Origin of the sequence: Vibrio sp. SCSIO 43155, assembly GCF_023716605.1 — a bacterium.
Lineage (GTDB): Bacteria > Pseudomonadota > Gammaproteobacteria > Enterobacterales > Vibrionaceae > Vibrio > Vibrio harveyi.
On sequence record NZ_CP071854.1, the window covers coordinates 33,828 to 49,229 of the forward strand.

The 15,402-nt window shown below is 39.2% G+C and carries 17 protein-coding genes; 15 read left to right on the plus strand and 2 right to left on the minus strand.

Annotated elements, in window-relative coordinates:
- Positions 1–228: 228 nt before the first annotated feature.
- The 14 genes from J4N44_RS27015 to J4N44_RS27080 all read left to right on the plus strand — a co-directional run bounded on the left by J4N44_RS27015 (position 229) and on the right by J4N44_RS27080 (position 13,405).
- Positions 229–1,194: a hypothetical protein gene (locus J4N44_RS27015; protein ID WP_252045879.1), complete on the plus strand. Its 966-nt coding sequence runs from the start codon at positions 229–231 to the stop codon at positions 1,192–1,194.
- Between the two features lie 131 nt (positions 1,195–1,325).
- The gene (locus J4N44_RS27020; RefSeq protein ID WP_069218744.1) at positions 1,326–1,625 is read left to right on the plus strand and encodes a hypothetical protein; all 300 of its coding nucleotides are present in this window, start codon (positions 1,326–1,328) and stop codon (positions 1,623–1,625) included.
- A 15-nt stretch (positions 1,626–1,640) separates the two neighbouring features.
- On the plus strand, positions 1,641–1,976 hold the full coding sequence (locus J4N44_RS27025; protein WP_252045880.1) for a hypothetical protein: 336 nt from the start codon (positions 1,641–1,643) through the stop codon (positions 1,974–1,976).
- 90 nt (positions 1,977–2,066) lie between these two features.
- Complete coding sequence (locus J4N44_RS27030) at positions 2,067–3,323, plus strand: DNA cytosine methyltransferase (protein ID WP_252045881.1); 1,257 nt, start codon at positions 2,067–2,069, stop codon at positions 3,321–3,323.
- Between the two features lie 580 nt (positions 3,324–3,903).
- Entirely contained in the window at positions 3,904–4,353 is a 450-nt protein-coding gene (locus J4N44_RS27035) for a hypothetical protein (protein WP_069218740.1), read from the plus strand.
- Between the two features lie 319 nt (positions 4,354–4,672).
- The gene (locus J4N44_RS27040; RefSeq protein ID WP_252045882.1) at positions 4,673–5,041 is read left to right on the plus strand and encodes a hypothetical protein; all 369 of its coding nucleotides are present in this window, start codon (positions 4,673–4,675) and stop codon (positions 5,039–5,041) included.
- Positions 5,042–5,736: 695 nt separating this feature from the next.
- On the plus strand, positions 5,737–6,213 hold the full coding sequence (locus J4N44_RS27045; RefSeq protein WP_252045883.1) for a hypothetical protein: 477 nt from the start codon (positions 5,737–5,739) through the stop codon (positions 6,211–6,213).
- A gap of 188 nt (positions 6,214–6,401) precedes the next feature.
- A complete protein-coding gene (locus J4N44_RS27050; protein ID WP_252045884.1) occupies positions 6,402–6,770 on the plus strand; it encodes a hypothetical protein in 369 nt (122 codons plus the stop codon).
- Between the two features lie 144 nt (positions 6,771–6,914).
- Positions 6,915–7,184, plus strand: a complete 270-nt coding sequence (locus tag J4N44_RS27055; RefSeq protein ID WP_252045885.1) for a hypothetical protein — start codon at positions 6,915–6,917, stop codon at positions 7,182–7,184.
- A gap of 208 nt (positions 7,185–7,392) precedes the next feature.
- Entirely contained in the window at positions 7,393–7,914 is a 522-nt protein-coding gene (locus tag J4N44_RS27060) for a DUF262 domain-containing protein (protein WP_252045886.1), read from the plus strand.
- A 47-nt stretch (positions 7,915–7,961) separates the two neighbouring features.
- The gene (locus J4N44_RS27065) at positions 7,962–8,180 is read left to right on the plus strand and encodes a hypothetical protein (protein ID WP_252045887.1); all 219 of its coding nucleotides are present in this window, start codon (positions 7,962–7,964) and stop codon (positions 8,178–8,180) included.
- Between the two features lie 340 nt (positions 8,181–8,520).
- The gene (locus J4N44_RS27070; protein ID WP_252045888.1) at positions 8,521–9,171 is read left to right on the plus strand and encodes a hypothetical protein; all 651 of its coding nucleotides are present in this window, start codon (positions 8,521–8,523) and stop codon (positions 9,169–9,171) included.
- Between the two features lie 141 nt (positions 9,172–9,312).
- Entirely contained in the window at positions 9,313–10,944 is a 1,632-nt protein-coding gene (locus J4N44_RS27075) for a DUF6884 domain-containing protein (RefSeq protein ID WP_252045889.1), read from the plus strand.
- Between the two features lie 211 nt (positions 10,945–11,155).
- Positions 11,156–13,405, plus strand: a complete 2,250-nt coding sequence (locus J4N44_RS27080) for a hypothetical protein (protein WP_252045890.1) — start codon at positions 11,156–11,158, stop codon at positions 13,403–13,405.
- A gap of 107 nt (positions 13,406–13,512) precedes the next feature.
- Here the strand turns inward: J4N44_RS27080 and J4N44_RS27085 are convergent, their stop codons facing one another.
- Together J4N44_RS27085 and J4N44_RS27090 are read right to left on the minus strand one after the other, a co-directional pair.
- Positions 13,513–13,767, minus strand: coding sequence for a hypothetical protein (locus tag J4N44_RS27085; RefSeq protein WP_252045891.1), 255 nt, complete (start codon positions 13,765–13,767; stop codon positions 13,513–13,515).
- A 10-nt stretch (positions 13,768–13,777) separates the two neighbouring features.
- Positions 13,778–14,302: an acyl-homoserine-lactone synthase gene (locus J4N44_RS27090; protein ID WP_069218429.1), complete on the minus strand. Its 525-nt coding sequence runs from the start codon at positions 14,300–14,302 to the stop codon at positions 13,778–13,780.
- Between the two features lie 373 nt (positions 14,303–14,675).
- Here J4N44_RS27090 and J4N44_RS27095 point away from each other — a divergent pair, with 373 nt between their 5' ends.
- Positions 14,676–15,395 (plus strand): autoinducer binding domain-containing protein, encoded by a 720-nt coding sequence (locus J4N44_RS27095; protein ID WP_069218420.1) that lies wholly within the window; start codon positions 14,676–14,678, stop codon positions 15,393–15,395.
- Positions 15,396–15,402 lie beyond the last annotated feature (7 nt).

A 15,402-nucleotide genomic window follows, 5' to 3' on the forward strand; every position in this document is an offset into this window, starting at 1 on the left:
ATAGGTTTTAGTCTCGGAATTTTTTGTGCGCCGCATATCTTCACTGTTTCAGCCAGATGCTACTACTTATCGCTACGAAACCGGTGGCAAACAAACCAAAGGTAATTCACCATAAGTCTGTTATGCGCACGGATCTAACAATGCTATTAACGTCAAAGCGTTAACGACTTTGCGTCAATAGCAGTCGTTCCGGTTTTGTTTAATTTCCTGAAATTAAGGTACGGATTCATGACCCAAGAACCAAATGATGTCGACAATAAGGATAAAGACTCAAAGCAAGATGAAAAGGTAGTCCGTGAAGATGGCTACTCAAAGCTTGCTGAAAAGGTAGTCGAGATAGGGACTCTATTACATAAATTTGCTTCATTTCCGTCATATTGTAGAAGGCTGCTTCTTAAGAAATACTTAGACCAGCAGAGATCCGTCTTAATGTTTGAGCGCCCAGATTTCGGAAAAGACAATTATGCAGGGCTTAAGGCGCACCTGAAAGGAATCAAAGCCCATGACGGCTCACCTAAATATAGAGTCGATTTAGTGTCAGACGAAGTTGAATTTAAAGAAAAGCTACAAACGAAAAAGTTTGACCTCGTTACAGTGGACTATTTTTGTGAATACTTGGAACCTAAACTAGAAAATAAACAGAAACGTGAGTGTAAAGTACGAGAGTTGAATGAACAGCTTGGAGAGTTGGATAAGTTAATCGAAGGTATTAGAACAAACATGGCTGCTGTTTGGTGTACCGATGGTCACGACCTAGCACTAGAGGCCAACGAAATTATTGAAGCTATTCCGGTTAATGAAAGACCTGAATTGGCAATTCATTCACGTTTTGGGCGGAAGTTGGTCACTACAGAAGACTTTAATAAGCTTCAAAACATTAATATTTCTTGGTTGTGGAAGGACAAAGATTTACATGAAGTCAATTGTGATGTGCTCGATAGTTCAAGACAACGCGAAGTCAAACATTTGGAGGCATTAATCAGGACCTCTCGATTGAGAAGGTTAGACGCGAGCATTAAGAAGCTAAGCTTGATTGGACTAATATCGGGTGTAGTTACGATCATGCTTTGCATTTTGGCGACTGAAAACTTAGAGTCAGCTAGCCCCCATATCCTATCAATACTTCTCGGTGTTTTTGCATCTTTGCTAGTCAATGCCATCTCTTTTTTAATAAGTCGGGGCCGCCGATCTTAGTTCAATGCAAGTTGGTCTTTACGGGGCGCGGTTTTACCGAGCCCCGAACTATTAGTTTACGGTAACATATGGTAGATTAAATATTCGTAGCTTTTGCTATGAAAAATCAAATGATTATAGGGGATAAATGAATGAATCTTCGCGACGATATTGAATGCGTTCCATTGGCAAAAAAACTTGGTTACGAGGTATATCAGCATAAAAGTGGATTACCTAAGCAAGTGTTTAATGAGTACGACCCTGAACCATCGAATGAGCTTACTTTCGAGTACAAGCTCGATGTGGGTACTTTCTATGTTTGGTCAGTTCATAATGGATGGCGCACAGCAATTCTATTGGGTGGGCAATTTACGAAGAAATCGACACCAGAGAAATCGCTCACAGTGTGTTTAGAGTCAGTTAATGATCTATTAAAAAGTGATGTTAAATAACTATAGGGGACAACCATGTTCGTAGTAGCAACTGTTACTGAGTATGATCTGATTGGACTTGAAGATGACCAGGTTAAGAAGTCATTACTCAAGTCAAAAGATAAGCACTTGGTGTTATCTGGGCAGCAATCACTGTGCAAAAAGTATGTGAAAAGCATTTCCGGTGTACCAAGTATTTTTATCCCATTCGGAGAGGAAGAGGAACTGATTCAAGCTCTAAAGTCAGTTGAACTCATTCCTAACGACCTTGAATACTGTGTTGAGGACGTTGCTGAAGGCGCTATGTGGATTTCTGTTGAAGGACACGATGCTGCTCTGAATATCGATGTATCGTTATCGTTCGAAGAGTAGATATCAAACAGGAGTTCTATGAACTCCTGTTTGTTCAGTGATTTTACGAATGAACAGAAAGCATTCTTTTAAATAATTATAGGGGAAAAAATGATGAAAACATTTCATAGGGGTGGTAAACAAAACTTAAAGATGATGGATCTCTTTACTGGTATAGCCGGCTTCACGAGAGCTGGCGAAATGACCGGTAAGATCGATTCGATTTTGGGGTCTGAAATAGATAGCTTTAACGTTAAATTTCTGGACCAAAAAATTGGATTAGATAACTGTGGGGATATATCTAATCTAGCAGTTCCATTATCAGAGCACCCTCATGCCTCATACGCTGACGACGATTTAGTTGCAGTAGAAGAGACAGGGTTTACTACAGTGTCAATTGAAGACTTTTACGAAGGTGCGATCGAGTTCCCAGACATACTTTGTGGTGGGTTTCCGTGCCAAAACATTAGTCCGGCAAACTGCCATGATTCTAGTGGTATTCAAGGAGATAAGAGTGGCTTAGTTCATGAGCAACTTCGTGTAATTGAATTGCTCGAGCCGAGTTACTGCATTATGGAAAACAGTGAACAATTAACTAACAAAGGCCTTGATTTTATTCTCAATGAACTCCAAAAACTTGGATATGTTGTTGAGTTCGAGTGCGTTAGTGCTGCTCATTTTGGTTTTCCATTTTATCGACATCGACAATATTTAGTCGCTTATTTACCAAGTACGCCATTAGCAAAACATGGGAAATCCGTGTTCAGTGTTTTGAGGAAAGAAGCTTGTAAAGCACCAAACTCGAAGTTTCCTTTCAAACATGAAGCTAGTGACGAGTTTATTGAGTCAGCGATTGTACTTAATCCGAGACAGATAAAGCTCCGAACAAAGCGACTGAATAGCCTAGGTAATTCCATCATTCCTTGCATAGCTAAAGCAATTTTCGATGCCATCGTGATTGCAGAATTTGGAAAGGTTGACTCTTTAGAGGACGTCTTGCTTACGGAGTATAGCGGTTCGTTGGTGGGAGAGTCTTGGGTCAATATTATTGGGCTTTTTGAGAAGAAGGTTAAGCCTTTTAAAGTACCGTCCCGTGGTTATATGAATGGTTCGACGCTCTACACTGGGCCTCGAGATTCTATGGTGAATCCACTAAAAACTACCTACCAAGGTATGTGGCAGACATTAATAGCTCGTGATGGTAATAATAATTTCACGACTAAGTCGCGACTCAATAGGCCTGGTGGCCTCGGTGGTTTAGTCGGGGAGTTCATGAAGCTCGGGATTAATGACGGTGGTCTTTCGCCAGTTTTTTCTGAAGAATTCATGGGCTATCCAAAAGGTTGGACCGAACTTCGTTCAAATTAAGTAACTATAGGGGATAAATAATGAAGGTGTGGATGATTCCATTAAGGGCTCTGCTCTTTGTATTTTGCTTTAGCCTCATAGCTGGCATTGTGAGATTGGTAGAACCAAACAGTGCAAGTATGCCGGTACAAGAGGAACAGAGAGTATATGTTCAAGTTCTAATACTAATGGCATGGGTAATTCCATCAGGGCTGGTGGTGTTATCGGCCTATTTAGGAATTAAGGTAATTTCTTATAGAGAAATGCTTAAGAGTATTAATTAAATAGACTATTAGGAGCCTTCGGGCTCCTTTTTCGTAATCATCACCGCCACACCTACTTACAATTGGTATTATTTGGGATGATTGCCGCTTGTGTTAATTAGCAACTGTGTGAAGTTGGTTGTAGCTAGTTCAGAAACGCTCGCGACCAGTAATAAGCGTTACTTGCTTTTACAAAGCGTATTGAAAGAATGCGTTTGATAAAAGCGAAAGTCGTCAAGCCTAACCAATCGGTGGTTCGGTGATGTTAGGTAACGTTGAAAAGAAACCGAGTTTATTTACGAGAATCATAGATTCAGACTAATATGGGAAATTTAAAAATGGTCATTGATCAGTGTTTTCAGTGTGGCTGTTCCATCTATCAAAGTGATGAGCATGTATCCAAGGGAATGTTGTCTTTTCACCTTAACTGTCATGAAGTGTATGAAGGTGAATGTGAGTTTACAGAGCGACGAGAGAGTGAACACTACAAAGCAGAGCAACGCCGTCACAAGTGTCTTTTAAAAAAACTCAAGCGCACCTTGAGGGCAAAAATTTATCAAGCTATCGAGTTGGAACTCGACCAGCATCAGTGCCATGACTTTGAAATAGTGTGTCGCTTACAGGTTGAGGGACAGAAAAGAAGAGGTCGCGATTATTTTGGTGAAAGCACAGCAATCCGCCACGTCTACGATGATACCAGTTCGTGCAGTTATTCAGGTACGTATGGCGGGAATGTCTTTTTGCGTTTATCGAATGACCGTTATTTGCGGATTTATGTTACGGGTTAATTAAGGGGAATTTGAATGAAACCAATCAAAGCTTCTAAAGATAACTCTGTTTCAAGTAAGAGGTGATTGTTGTGAGTGACTTTGAAAAGGTGAGGTTATTAACTTTAAGTTTGATTATGTTCTGCGTAGTTACTCCATTTGTGGTTTTATCGACACTTGAAGCAATCGTCTTACAGGCTTTTCTATCTGTCGTTTATATACCGATAATCGTAACTTGGTTCATAGATTATCGAAAATTTAAGCGTTCTTCATTTAAGTGTTATCAGCACTATTGGCATTATCATCATAACATGGACTCAGACGTCTAGAGGAAATTGCTTTGAAAGCCTTTACCAAGAAATTAATTGAGGTCCTACTTTCTGGTGGGGTCATGATGTTAGCGGGAGCGGTTGTGTGTTTTGGAACTGGCTGGGTGGTCAAATATTTTGCCTTTGATTTTGCGCTCGGAGTTGTGGGTGTTTCAAGTGATGATGAGTATTGGTCATTTGTTCAGGCACTTTATGTTTTATTGCTTCTTCCGCCGATCTATATTGGCATGTTCAGGGCTCTTCCTTATTCAGAGCAAGAGAGCATAAAGGAGGGAGTTGTTGTATTTGGGGTGGCTTTACTTCAATTGGCTGATTGGATTGCGAAGGGAGTATTGGTTTTCATTGGAGCCTACCTTGCATATGATACTTTCATTGTGTAGCTGTAAAACGAGCATTAATCATGATGTGTTGGCACATCAAAATTCCTCTGATAAGTCGAATTAGACTTTTGCCCAAATGAAGAACCTGAGCGCATTATTGATATGGCAACTCATTTTTATACTTTTTTTATTGAACTGCAAATTAGAATGGAACATCTGGTATTGTAGTCATAGTTAGCAATATAGGTACGTTTTATGGAAGGTTTAATCGATAGTCTTTTTACCCCATCAGCAATGGTTCTTTTGCTTATTTTTGTTGTGATAGCGGCAATCGTAGTGAGAAAGGTAAAGACAAAGAGTGACGACAGTTCGTCTTAAAATGGCTTGCGTGGGTGACAAAATTAATGATTTTTCAGCTATTAGACAATCCGAATTGGCAGACGAAACTTCGCGGGACCAATGCTGAGGAGTATGAATTGTATTTAAACCATTGCATTGACTCAGAAGGTAAAGAGATTACGTCAGGCCTACCTAAGAAAACTTTTGATGAATGGTTGGAAGAGTAGTGAATGTTTTGGTTCTTAAGTGTCGATGTGGTTTTAATGACACTTTATCGCAAAAGCAAGCTGAATCACTGCGATGGACAGAGAGTGGTGAGGTAAAGTGTAAGTGCGGTAAGTTTATTGATTACAAAGGGCACTCAGCAAACGTTAGGTTCGGTGCTTTTTGGCAACAGTCTTCAAATGGAGTGAAAAATGATGGGTAACAGTTTAAGGGGGCGTATCCTAGAACGGGACCTTGTTAAGCTCCAAAAGACCCTTGCTTGCTTTGGTTTGATGGATGACTTTAAGCTTAGCCAAAGCAAGACGTTTGGAAGATTTGATACCATAAGCTTTGTTATTGAGTGTACCCGTCTTGATTTAGAGCGCTTTGAGCTTTTGCAGGATGAGATCGAATGCTTAACGTGGCGTTGTGATGAGCTGGTGGATGACCAATTAGATTTTTCGACAGAAAAAGTAGCTTGTTATATAACCATCGGGTTTATTCTTGCTGTTGGATTGTGCCAGTTTTTGCTTGGGTGGAAGGTTGTGGCTTCAAGTGTTATCTGGCTAATTTGGTTGACCTGGTTCTTGGTTGGTATGCTTACTCTTATTAAAAAGATGGAAAGTAAAGGAGTGGCAAGTTTATCGTGTGTATTTGTTTGGCCCATCCAGTTCTTATCTTCTGATTAGAACCAGTTAACTTTCATTCGTGTTGATCCCATCAATTCTCAACAATAAAGTTCTGTAATATGATTCTTTAGGCGCTCTTCCAATTAGAGCGCCTTTTGCGTCTATGGAATCACGAAATTTTACAAGTGAACGTGTAAAAGAATCCTACATTAGTATCATCTTTTTAAACAATCTTAAGGTCCCCATGCGTGGACATTCCAATTCTTGGCTTATACGGGCGCATATTACTGATTATGGACACAGACAAAATTCATCACATCAAGTTTAGTAGAACAGGCAACGCAGATAAGAGAAATCCTCAATGGCGCTGGGTTGGTTGTGACTCTATGCAGATGTGTGTTGTGAGCGGAGCTCAGTTAATGGTGATTCGCATGTCAGATGAGCAGCCAGACTTGTATGAGCTTTATTATCTTGGAATGCAATCTAACCCTATTATGGGATTAGAGATGGCAAAAAAACTTGCTCCAAGATTCGTTGAGGTAGTCTTCGAAGCTTTGTGTGGGTTAAGAGAGCAGTTAGAAATAGACCAAGCTTTAAAAATAAAGGTTATTGAATAAATGAAATGCGAATTGAACGTCGACGGTATGAATTATACACGTACGTCCCTTCACTTGGCGGCGCAAGTTGTTGTGAATGAACTTCGTTTTAGATTAGGGGGAGGACAGGTTTCTGTTCAAATTTATCCTTATCGGGAAAATGAAATGGAACACATAGGCTGCATGTTTTATGTCGATGATCAGAATGTAGAGCTCTCAATTACGATTACAGGTAAAGCCAGTTACATCAGTTGGGATGAGATGTGTGTTATTGATATGGCCGAGGGGTTACACTTGTTGGGTATAGTGACTTCATCATTATCGGCTAATGTGAAGCTTGGATTGCATGAAAAGGAGATGAATGAACAAGTTCTAGTTGAACCATTACAAGGCGTTCATATTAGTGGCCGAATGAAGTTGTTTGATTGGCCGTAGTGTTAGCTTTGACGGTGCATGTTTTAATTCCCAACTTAAAATTACAATCTAATTCAGTCTAATCAATGGTTTAGCTTTGGTTGGCATGGTGTAAACACGGTGTTTTTTCCCGATGCTGGCTATTCGAAATTTGTGTGCTGCTCGAACTTAATGTTGTATAGTACCTCCGCTATACATAACTTTTTAACTAACTAAAGGGGACAAATTTATGGATTCAATTTATAAAGACACTAAATTATTTATCAGATCTTCAAATGCAATTTTAAGTTACTACTTGATTCGACATGACGAAGGCGAGTTGTACTTTAATCCAAAGTACCAACGTTCGTATTGTTGGACAGAGACAGAGCAGCAGCAACTTTTAAACACAATATTCGATGGCGAGGTCATTGGGTTTATTTCATCAGTGATTAATGAAAACGGGCCAGTTGAGCATTACCTAGAAGTTGTTGACGGCAGACAAAGACTGACAACATTGATTATGTTTTACAAAAATGAGATACCGGTTTTACGTAATGGTACGGAGTATTATTTTGATGACTTAAACAATCAGGATAAGCTCAAATTTAAACAAACAAAATTGTCTACATACGAGCTATCGAACTCAGATGGAACGATGTTGACAGAATTGCAAAAAGCTAGGTACTTCTATAGCACAAATTTTGCCGGTGTACCGCAAAGCGAAGAGCACCGAGATCATGTTGCAAAATACATCGAGAGAAACAGTTAACTCAGAATGAGTTAACCATAATATCAATTGACCATAGGGGAAAAACAATGACCAAACTTTATAAAGCGCTTAACACCATGCAACAAGCTCGCGAGGCAGTTAGCGTGGAGTTAGCAAAAGAGTTGATTAAATCCATTGAATCTAATAACTCGAAAATGCTCTTAAGAGCGATCGGTAGTATTAACGGTGAAACACTTTCAGCCCAGCAGTTGTTGATTTCTGTTAGGGACCAATTAGAAAGTCGTAATGAGAGTGGAACTATTTAATGCCAAGGAAGCTTAATAATGATGCATAGTCGTAATTCGTGGCAAAGAAACGTGGAGAGCTAACTTATAGCGCTTTACACGAATCTGCTTTGAATTTTCAATATGACCTTAGTTGTATTTAAAAAATCGCAAGCGAATGACTAATTTTAAAGACTCCGAACTTCGGAGTCTTTTTTTTGTGTGATATTGCATACAAAGTAGCCTGAATATTCATTTTTTTTGTATATATAACAGCCAGAATAATGATGGTTGATGACTTTTGATTTGACGTTGAACATGTGGTTTGGGAGAATGTCAATATTACTTCGGTAATTAAATTAAATAATTAAAGGATATAAATATGAATGTATTAACGAAAATACTGGGAATTATCTCACCAGTTACAGAGGCTTTACTAAAGCCAGTTCTGACGGGAATTGTGAAGGTTAACAGCCGTTCGTGGTCTCGTTACGTTTGTGGATTTATTGTGTTTTCATTGTTTGTTTGTTCTTTAAAGTTTTTTGAAGGTGCATATATTGATAAGACATCAGTCGACATCGCAAACAACTTTGCCAAACAAGAGTTCGAACACAAGAAGAACATGTATAACAGTACAGTAGAAAACCTAACCTACTGTATTTCCTCAGAAGATAAACCTTCTAAGGAGCATGTATGTAGATTAGCCCAAAGGTACCCTGAGAAGATCTTGAACACGATTGATATGAGAAGTGTCAATCGATACAAGGGGGATCTTGAGTACCTTCTGCTTGTACTGAAAAGTCGTAAGATTGATGTCTATAAGGCACCAGTTGAGAAGAAGACAGGCTATTCGAAGTATCTACCAAAGAAAGCAACTTCTTTAGTTGATAGCATGGTTAAGTCATCGGGTCGATTTTTAATGACACTGTTGGCACTGACGCTTTTCTTTAGTTTTGCGTACTCGACCTTCAGAAGTGACAGGTTAAAAGCTTGGTATGATGCCCGATTAGATAACTCGCAAGTGGGATCTTAACGTCCTTCAAAATTGAGTTATGAATGCAGTATAAAACTGTTCTCAAAACCGCCTCCGGCGGTTTTTTTGTATTTATTGGTTGCGTGATGATAAGACCGTGAGAGCCTTTTCTTGATTAAGAGTATTCGAGTTAAGTGTTTTATGAAGCATGATAATAATATTTCGCGTAATAAACCGATTATAATCATTAACTGTTCAGGGTTGAAATCAGTTCATCCTTGTAAAGCTGTTGATATGTATGTTCATCACAATTCTTTAGTGGCAATCTTTAGGAAATACCTTGGTAGTGATTATCAAGGTGTTGATTTATTAATCCTAAGTATGAAATATGGTCTGATAGATGCCAAGGCGTATATTGAACCTTATGAGGCAAAGATAGATCTTAAGGATACCGATAGTTTTAATGACTTTCTTAATTTGCACAATAGGAATTCGCGTAAGCTTCTGCGAGCGTTGAATGTTGGTTCGAGGCCTGTCTTTGTATGTATGGTAAATTCATACCGGAAGGCTTTGTATAGCCTTACTGGTGACATCTTAACAAACCACAAGTGGTTGTATGAATCAGTAGGTCATTGTGGCATAGGTGAGTTAAGAGGGCGCTTAAGTCGAGTATGTCAACTGTTCTCAAAGAAAACATTTTTACCCGAGCCTTATCGTTTCTATTCAGGAATTGTTGATAAAAGCTACATCGAAACTTTTCGAAAGGCAAATTGCAATATAGGCTCTTCACTTTATTACTGTAATCGCGCTTCCAAATCGGACCTGCTTCAAGAATTGGTTAATGTCATAAAGGTAAGTAACCACGGCTTCCAAGCTCGAGGGCGAGTTTTTCTAGATAATGGTTTTCATACTAGCACGGCTAAAGGTGAGGGCCTGAATGTCGGTGAGATTCTTAATGAGTATCAAGCCATTTATGATCGGTATATCAAAATCCCATCATTTGCGAACAAAATGACGATTGTCATACCAGATTCAGTTGATGCCACTGAATCAATTTCTATTTTGAAGGTTTACAAAAACGAGATTACCAACCTTGTAAACTCAGGCTATCGGGTTGTCCTTCCGGTTCATGCTCAGGAAAATATCGCTGAGCATGTAGAGTTACTTCTTAACGAGATTAAATATCCAGAATTGATTGCATTGGGGGTACCTTGTCTAAGAGAGCGGATGTATTCAACTGCTGATTTGGAGAAGGTTCTCACGGTTGCAAAAAAGAAGGGCGTAGAAGCGATTCATTTTTTTGGTATTTCGCCTAATCGAAAAGGAACTGAGTATCCAAGAAGAGTTCTTCTTGCTCAGCTATATGGATTTAAAGATATATCTTGTGATTCAACTCGCTTCAAATCTTGGTTTGGTAAGGATGATGGACAGCGTAAAGGTTCGGTTTTAGTCAGAAATGTTAAAAAAACTCTGGTTTCTCCCCGTAGTGACGGCGCTCTTCCTCTTGATTTTGAACTAGCACAAAAGCAGTCAGCATGTGTAAGAAGCACATTTCTTAAATTGATTGAAGAAGATACTGATAGGGCGTTTGATGTCTATAGGAAGGTGATGCCACGTATATTTTCAATCCTTAATGACTTACCCAGAGAGGTAAAGTGTATGGAAATGAAGAGGAAAATAAATGGTTTAAGGTCAACTGAGTGGAGAACTCTGTCAGTTAACTTTAATAGTCAATTGCAAAGAGAAGGGTTGATTAACTTTACAGATCTCAAGGTTACATATTCAGAAGGGCGAAAAATTGCAATAAGAAGTCTCATATCATTGGGTGGATGATGAAAGTTAAAATTGAGAGGGCGCAGGCCCTCTTTTTTAATGCGGTTCTCTATATGGATAGTCTCATCAACTATCGGCCAGCTAAACTGCCTATGCGTTCCAGTTTTAAAATCTTATTCCTAATAAAGTTCTTGCGAAAAAAAAGTGTTCGATACAATAAGAGGTGGCTCTATATAAGCATTTATATTTTGATTGAATTGGTAGTAAAAGTATGCAGAAAATGTCATCCATTAAAGCTTTGGAAATTTCAGACAAAGATTTAGAAAAGCCTCTATCCGAGCTCTTGGGTTCTATGCTCGGTAATTTACCATGTGAGGAGAAAGAACTGTGTAAATGTTCCAACTGCATTGAAGGAAGAGGGTTGGAGCAGCGTCGTAATCAGCTCCTCAAGGAAGGTGTGTTCAAGTTAAAAGATGTCATTAATCGCGATGTCAACGATGCGTTCAGTTCAATGTTGATGTTGAATAGAGAAGTAAATACTTTGGGGCGTGAGGACGTTTCCTCTTTGGAAAATGCTCTATCATCTTGTATCAAATTCCCTCATATACGACAGAGTCAACCTGGTAACTTCTTAGAAGAACTATGTCGATTACAGGTGATAAACAAAATTGAATTGAAACGTTTGCTTACTTCCCAGAAGGTAAGCTTTACTTTAAGTTCACCAAACAAATTAAAACTGTTCCAAGTCTATACGTTGATGACTTCTTTTGGATTATTCGAACGATCGAATCGAGCAAGCGCTATCGGCTCTTCTCTCGAGTATTCAATCTTAAAGCAAGCAGCCAAAACATTTGATATGCCTGAGTTCAAGAATGTCGTTGATTTTGATTCTGCTTACGATATGTCTACAGAGGCAATAAATGATCAACTACCCCTGCATTTGCATGGGCTTATTGAAGCCTATGTTCACAAATCTTCAGATAGACATTTCTTAACTCCAAGTTTGTTGGGTTACATTTTTGAGCTAGATAAACGAATTGCAAAAAATAAGAACGATCTGAATGATGACGAATTAAACCTCATTTCATTCGTCACATATGTGATTGTTACCCAAGTTGTTAACTCTGGAGGAGTGGTTGCGCTGTGTATGTTGTGTACGAGTTTAAGAATCAGTTTTTTAGAGGATTATTTCGCTCAGTATTCTGGTTTAGTGGAGCACCTATCATGGGCGACTGAAGTTTTTTCTAACCATCAAGCCTTTTTTTGTCTGCAACAACTAAGCGGTGTTGGAGAGTTTTTTACAAGTGAGGGAAGTCGATTAGAGTTGTTTGAGCGAACGTTTCTTGAACTGGATAAGTTGTTGCCAGTGATCTCAAATCTATCTAAAACCAACCCATCACAAATAGCAGGATTGCTCTCAGGTCCAGCGCGTAAATGTATCTCACATGCTTTAGCCAAGATGGTTGATTTTGAGAGTACGACAAGACAATTCCAAGAAGAGTGTGTTCCAAGTTTCAACTTTCAGCTTCTAGCAAACGAATTTGGTAGAATCAAAAGACCTTTTGAAATTGCTAACTCAATGTCAATGAAAGCACTTTCTTCAGTTGATACTTTGTTGAATCATAACCTAGATGTTATTGATGGCTTTATCTCCAATGTCGAATCGGAGATGAAAGCTCATCAAGTTAAACTTCTTCAATTCAATGAAACACTTCGAATTTTAATAGAGGGCAACCAATACGATGAGGTGCATGAAGTATCTATGTCTCGTAAAGATGCCCAAGAAGAAGCGTCACTCTTCATCGAGTCGATTTTTAGCTCTTTTGATGTTGAGTCATATGTGTACGATCTTCCAGATGAGAGTGAATTAGAGGGATTCGCAAAAAACAAATTCATGACGACGCTTAATAAGGAATGTGGTTTAGAGTCACTTGAGCCTGTTGTCGAATCTCTAAAAGCAGAAGTTAAAAGTTTAAATGTGGAACTTTTTAATTCGAAGGAACAGGTAAAAAGCTTGGAAGGGCGTCGAATCAATGAGAAGGAAATAGGCTACAGTGATTCGAGCATCGAGTTGATGTTTGGTGAACCGACTATTGAGCATGTTTTCAATTCAATTAAGGAGGTCTACCCTCACGTTGTGTTTTCTGATGACTTTTCAAAGTTAATCAAGAAGTGTAAATATAAGAACATCAAGCGGCTTCATAAAGAACTAAAGTTTTTAGTTGATGATTACACTAAAGCTATCAATTCCGGTGTTCCAGATAGTCGTGCAAAAGAACTGTTGGGGTCAAGTTATAGCGCCAATGAGTCTAATCAGACGATGAGTCATTCGAAGTTAGGTAAGCAACGTTTATTTAAGTTTGACGGGGAGTTGATAGAGATGCAGCAGCACCTTACTATCGGCAATGCTCACAACGAAGAGACTACGGTACAAGTTTACTTTTCATTACTGGATGGAAAAATCTTGCTAGGGTATGTAGGAAAGCATAAGGGTGTTATTACAGAGGTTGTTGCAAAGTAAAATGATGCCGTCTTTACAACCAGGCAGTCTTAGTTAGAACCATGTATAGTTCAATCTAGTGATAAAAGATAGCCCCTCAACTTGAGGGGCTATCTTTTATGAGCAAGTTAGTCGCGGGGGATGTTTTCAAGTCGCTCAATGAGTAGCTTAATGTCGACCCCAGATTTTCTAATCATATTAATAGTTTCGTCTAACCGGTCGTTGTTTCGAGTAATGGTGCTTTTGTCCTTTTCTGCTTCACGCCTTAGTAGTTCGTTGCGGATGTTTTTTGCTAATTGCTCTAACGTCTCGGAGGGAACATCCTCTAGCAGTCGGGGAGCTACACGTTTGTTCGCTAAACGTTTAAGCGTGGTTGATAACATTGCTAATTCCTCAAATGTTGATCAAACAGGCAACGATCTTTTCGCCACCAATATCGACTGTATTACCAAGGGATTTAGCTCGGTATCCATTTCTACGTAAAAGAACCAACATGGACTTAGGTGAGATACTGACGAGCCTACGGACGTTATGAGTTTTTGCGACTTTGACCACTTCATTAAAAATACTGACAGTATGTTCACCGAACTGAGCATCGTTCGATTGAGGATTGAACGTAACGCTACAAAATCTTGATACTTCCCATGTTTCTGAGTCTTTCGGTACTGGACCATCAACCAAATGAGGGAACACTTCTTCTAGTAAGTATTCTGAGGTGGTTGGTAATAATCTGGCACATCCAACAATTCGGCCAGAGCTCTCTGAAGCTGTGACATAAATTGTGTCGTCAACATCAAACTGGTCAATCTCTTGTCTTTTAGTATGAGACCCTAGACCGTCGACAACCCCCCAACCTAGCAATTTTGCAAACACTTCATACCGGTACAAGAATAAGGCTTGTTTGCATACTTGGTTCATGCTGGAAATCTGAGAAATTGAGTATTGAATCAAAATGCTGTTTCTAAAATGAGAATTTGGAAAAAGCATAAGCAATAATAAAAAAGGGTATAACTGGGCGTTCGCCTAGGTTTTCTCACAAATTTATTAGAATTCGGCTGATCCTCACGCTATTTTTTGTGAGGTCCTAGATTGAGGACACGAGGTATGAGCAACTTACGCATCCTGCGTCAATGATTCAAGTGAGCAGGTATCGCATTGAAGTGAGACATTGGGCATGTTCGAACTCAGGGCTGTTCGCTTGCAATTACCGGTTCTGCCCTAAAATAGACGATAGGTTTCGTGAGTCTGTACCATGCCATTCATAAATATTAAGAATGATGAATAAGCGGTTATGAAAAAGAACTATCAAAATCAATTTGAAGATACGATACAACGTATTACGGTATCAACATGCAAACAGACTATGTTTGAGGAATTAAGGAAGGGCGCGGTCGAATTAGAATATGATTATTTTGCTTTTGGGTATAAGTCGCGCTTTCAATGTTCGGCACCCAAGATTGAAGCCTTTAATAATTACCCGTCAACATGGAATAAAAGGTATTTGGACGATAATCTTGCTCAAGTTGATCCCTTGCTTAAGCTCGGTATGCAAACGAAGAACTGGATCAATTGGGATTCTGTTTGCCGAAACGAGCATCTTGAGTTCTGGGAAGAAGCTGCAAGCTATGGTATTTCTCATGGTATATCTAAGCCTACCCATTCCACAGATGGGTATTCAAGTATGTTTAGCTTAGCGCGTGATACCCCTTCAGATATTTTCAAAGGTCAGGAGGTGGCCCCGCAAACAAACTTATTATACTTAACCGCTGAGTTTGCCTTTTCTAGACTTTGTAAACCCTCTTTTATATTCGAGGAACGCCCAAGTTTGACTAAGAGAGAGCTTGAGATTTTAAAGTGGGTAAGTGTAGGTAAATCTGGTGTTGAGATCTCTATAATTCTAGGTATAGCGGCCAAAACTGTAGCATTCCATATGGCAAATATTAATAGAAAAATGGGAGTTACCAACAAAACTGCCGCTGCGATTAAAGCTGTAATGATGGGGCTGTTTTAATCCAACT

Bases quoted from the DNA above. Each gene is read 5' to 3' on its own strand.
- J4N44_RS27065 (WP_252045887.1), top strand. From the start codon at position 7,962: ATGACCAAACTTTATAAAGCGCTTAACACCATGCAACAAGCTCGCGAG.
- J4N44_RS27095 (WP_069218420.1), top strand. From the start codon at position 14,676: ATGAAAAAGAACTATCAAAATCAATTTGAAGATACGATACAACGTATT.
- J4N44_RS27085 (WP_252045891.1), bottom strand. From the start codon at position 13,767: ATGTTATCAACCACGCTTAAACGTTTAGCGAACAAACGTGTAGCTCCC.
- J4N44_RS27045 (WP_252045883.1), top strand. From the start codon at position 5,737: ATGATGGGTAACAGTTTAAGGGGGCGTATCCTAGAACGGGACCTTGTT.
- J4N44_RS27055 (WP_252045885.1), top strand. From the start codon at position 6,915: ATGGAACACATAGGCTGCATGTTTTATGTCGATGATCAGAATGTAGAG.
- J4N44_RS27020 (WP_069218744.1), top strand. From the start codon at position 1,326: ATGAATCTTCGCGACGATATTGAATGCGTTCCATTGGCAAAAAAACTT.
- J4N44_RS27035 (WP_069218740.1), top strand. From the start codon at position 3,904: ATGGTCATTGATCAGTGTTTTCAGTGTGGCTGTTCCATCTATCAAAGT.
- J4N44_RS27090 (WP_069218429.1), bottom strand. From the start codon at position 14,302: ATGAACCAAGTATGCAAACAAGCCTTATTCTTGTACCGGTATGAAGTG.
- J4N44_RS27015 (WP_252045879.1), top strand. From the start codon at position 229: ATGACCCAAGAACCAAATGATGTCGACAATAAGGATAAAGACTCAAAG.
- J4N44_RS27080 (WP_252045890.1), top strand. From the start codon at position 11,156: ATGCAGAAAATGTCATCCATTAAAGCTTTGGAAATTTCAGACAAAGAT.
- J4N44_RS27060 (WP_252045886.1), top strand. From the start codon at position 7,393: ATGGATTCAATTTATAAAGACACTAAATTATTTATCAGATCTTCAAAT.
- J4N44_RS27070 (WP_252045888.1), top strand. From the start codon at position 8,521: ATGAATGTATTAACGAAAATACTGGGAATTATCTCACCAGTTACAGAG.
- J4N44_RS27025 (WP_252045880.1), top strand. From the start codon at position 1,641: ATGTTCGTAGTAGCAACTGTTACTGAGTATGATCTGATTGGACTTGAA.
- J4N44_RS27075 (WP_252045889.1), top strand. From the start codon at position 9,313: ATGAAGCATGATAATAATATTTCGCGTAATAAACCGATTATAATCATT.
- J4N44_RS27030 (WP_252045881.1), top strand. From the start codon at position 2,067: ATGATGAAAACATTTCATAGGGGTGGTAAACAAAACTTAAAGATGATG.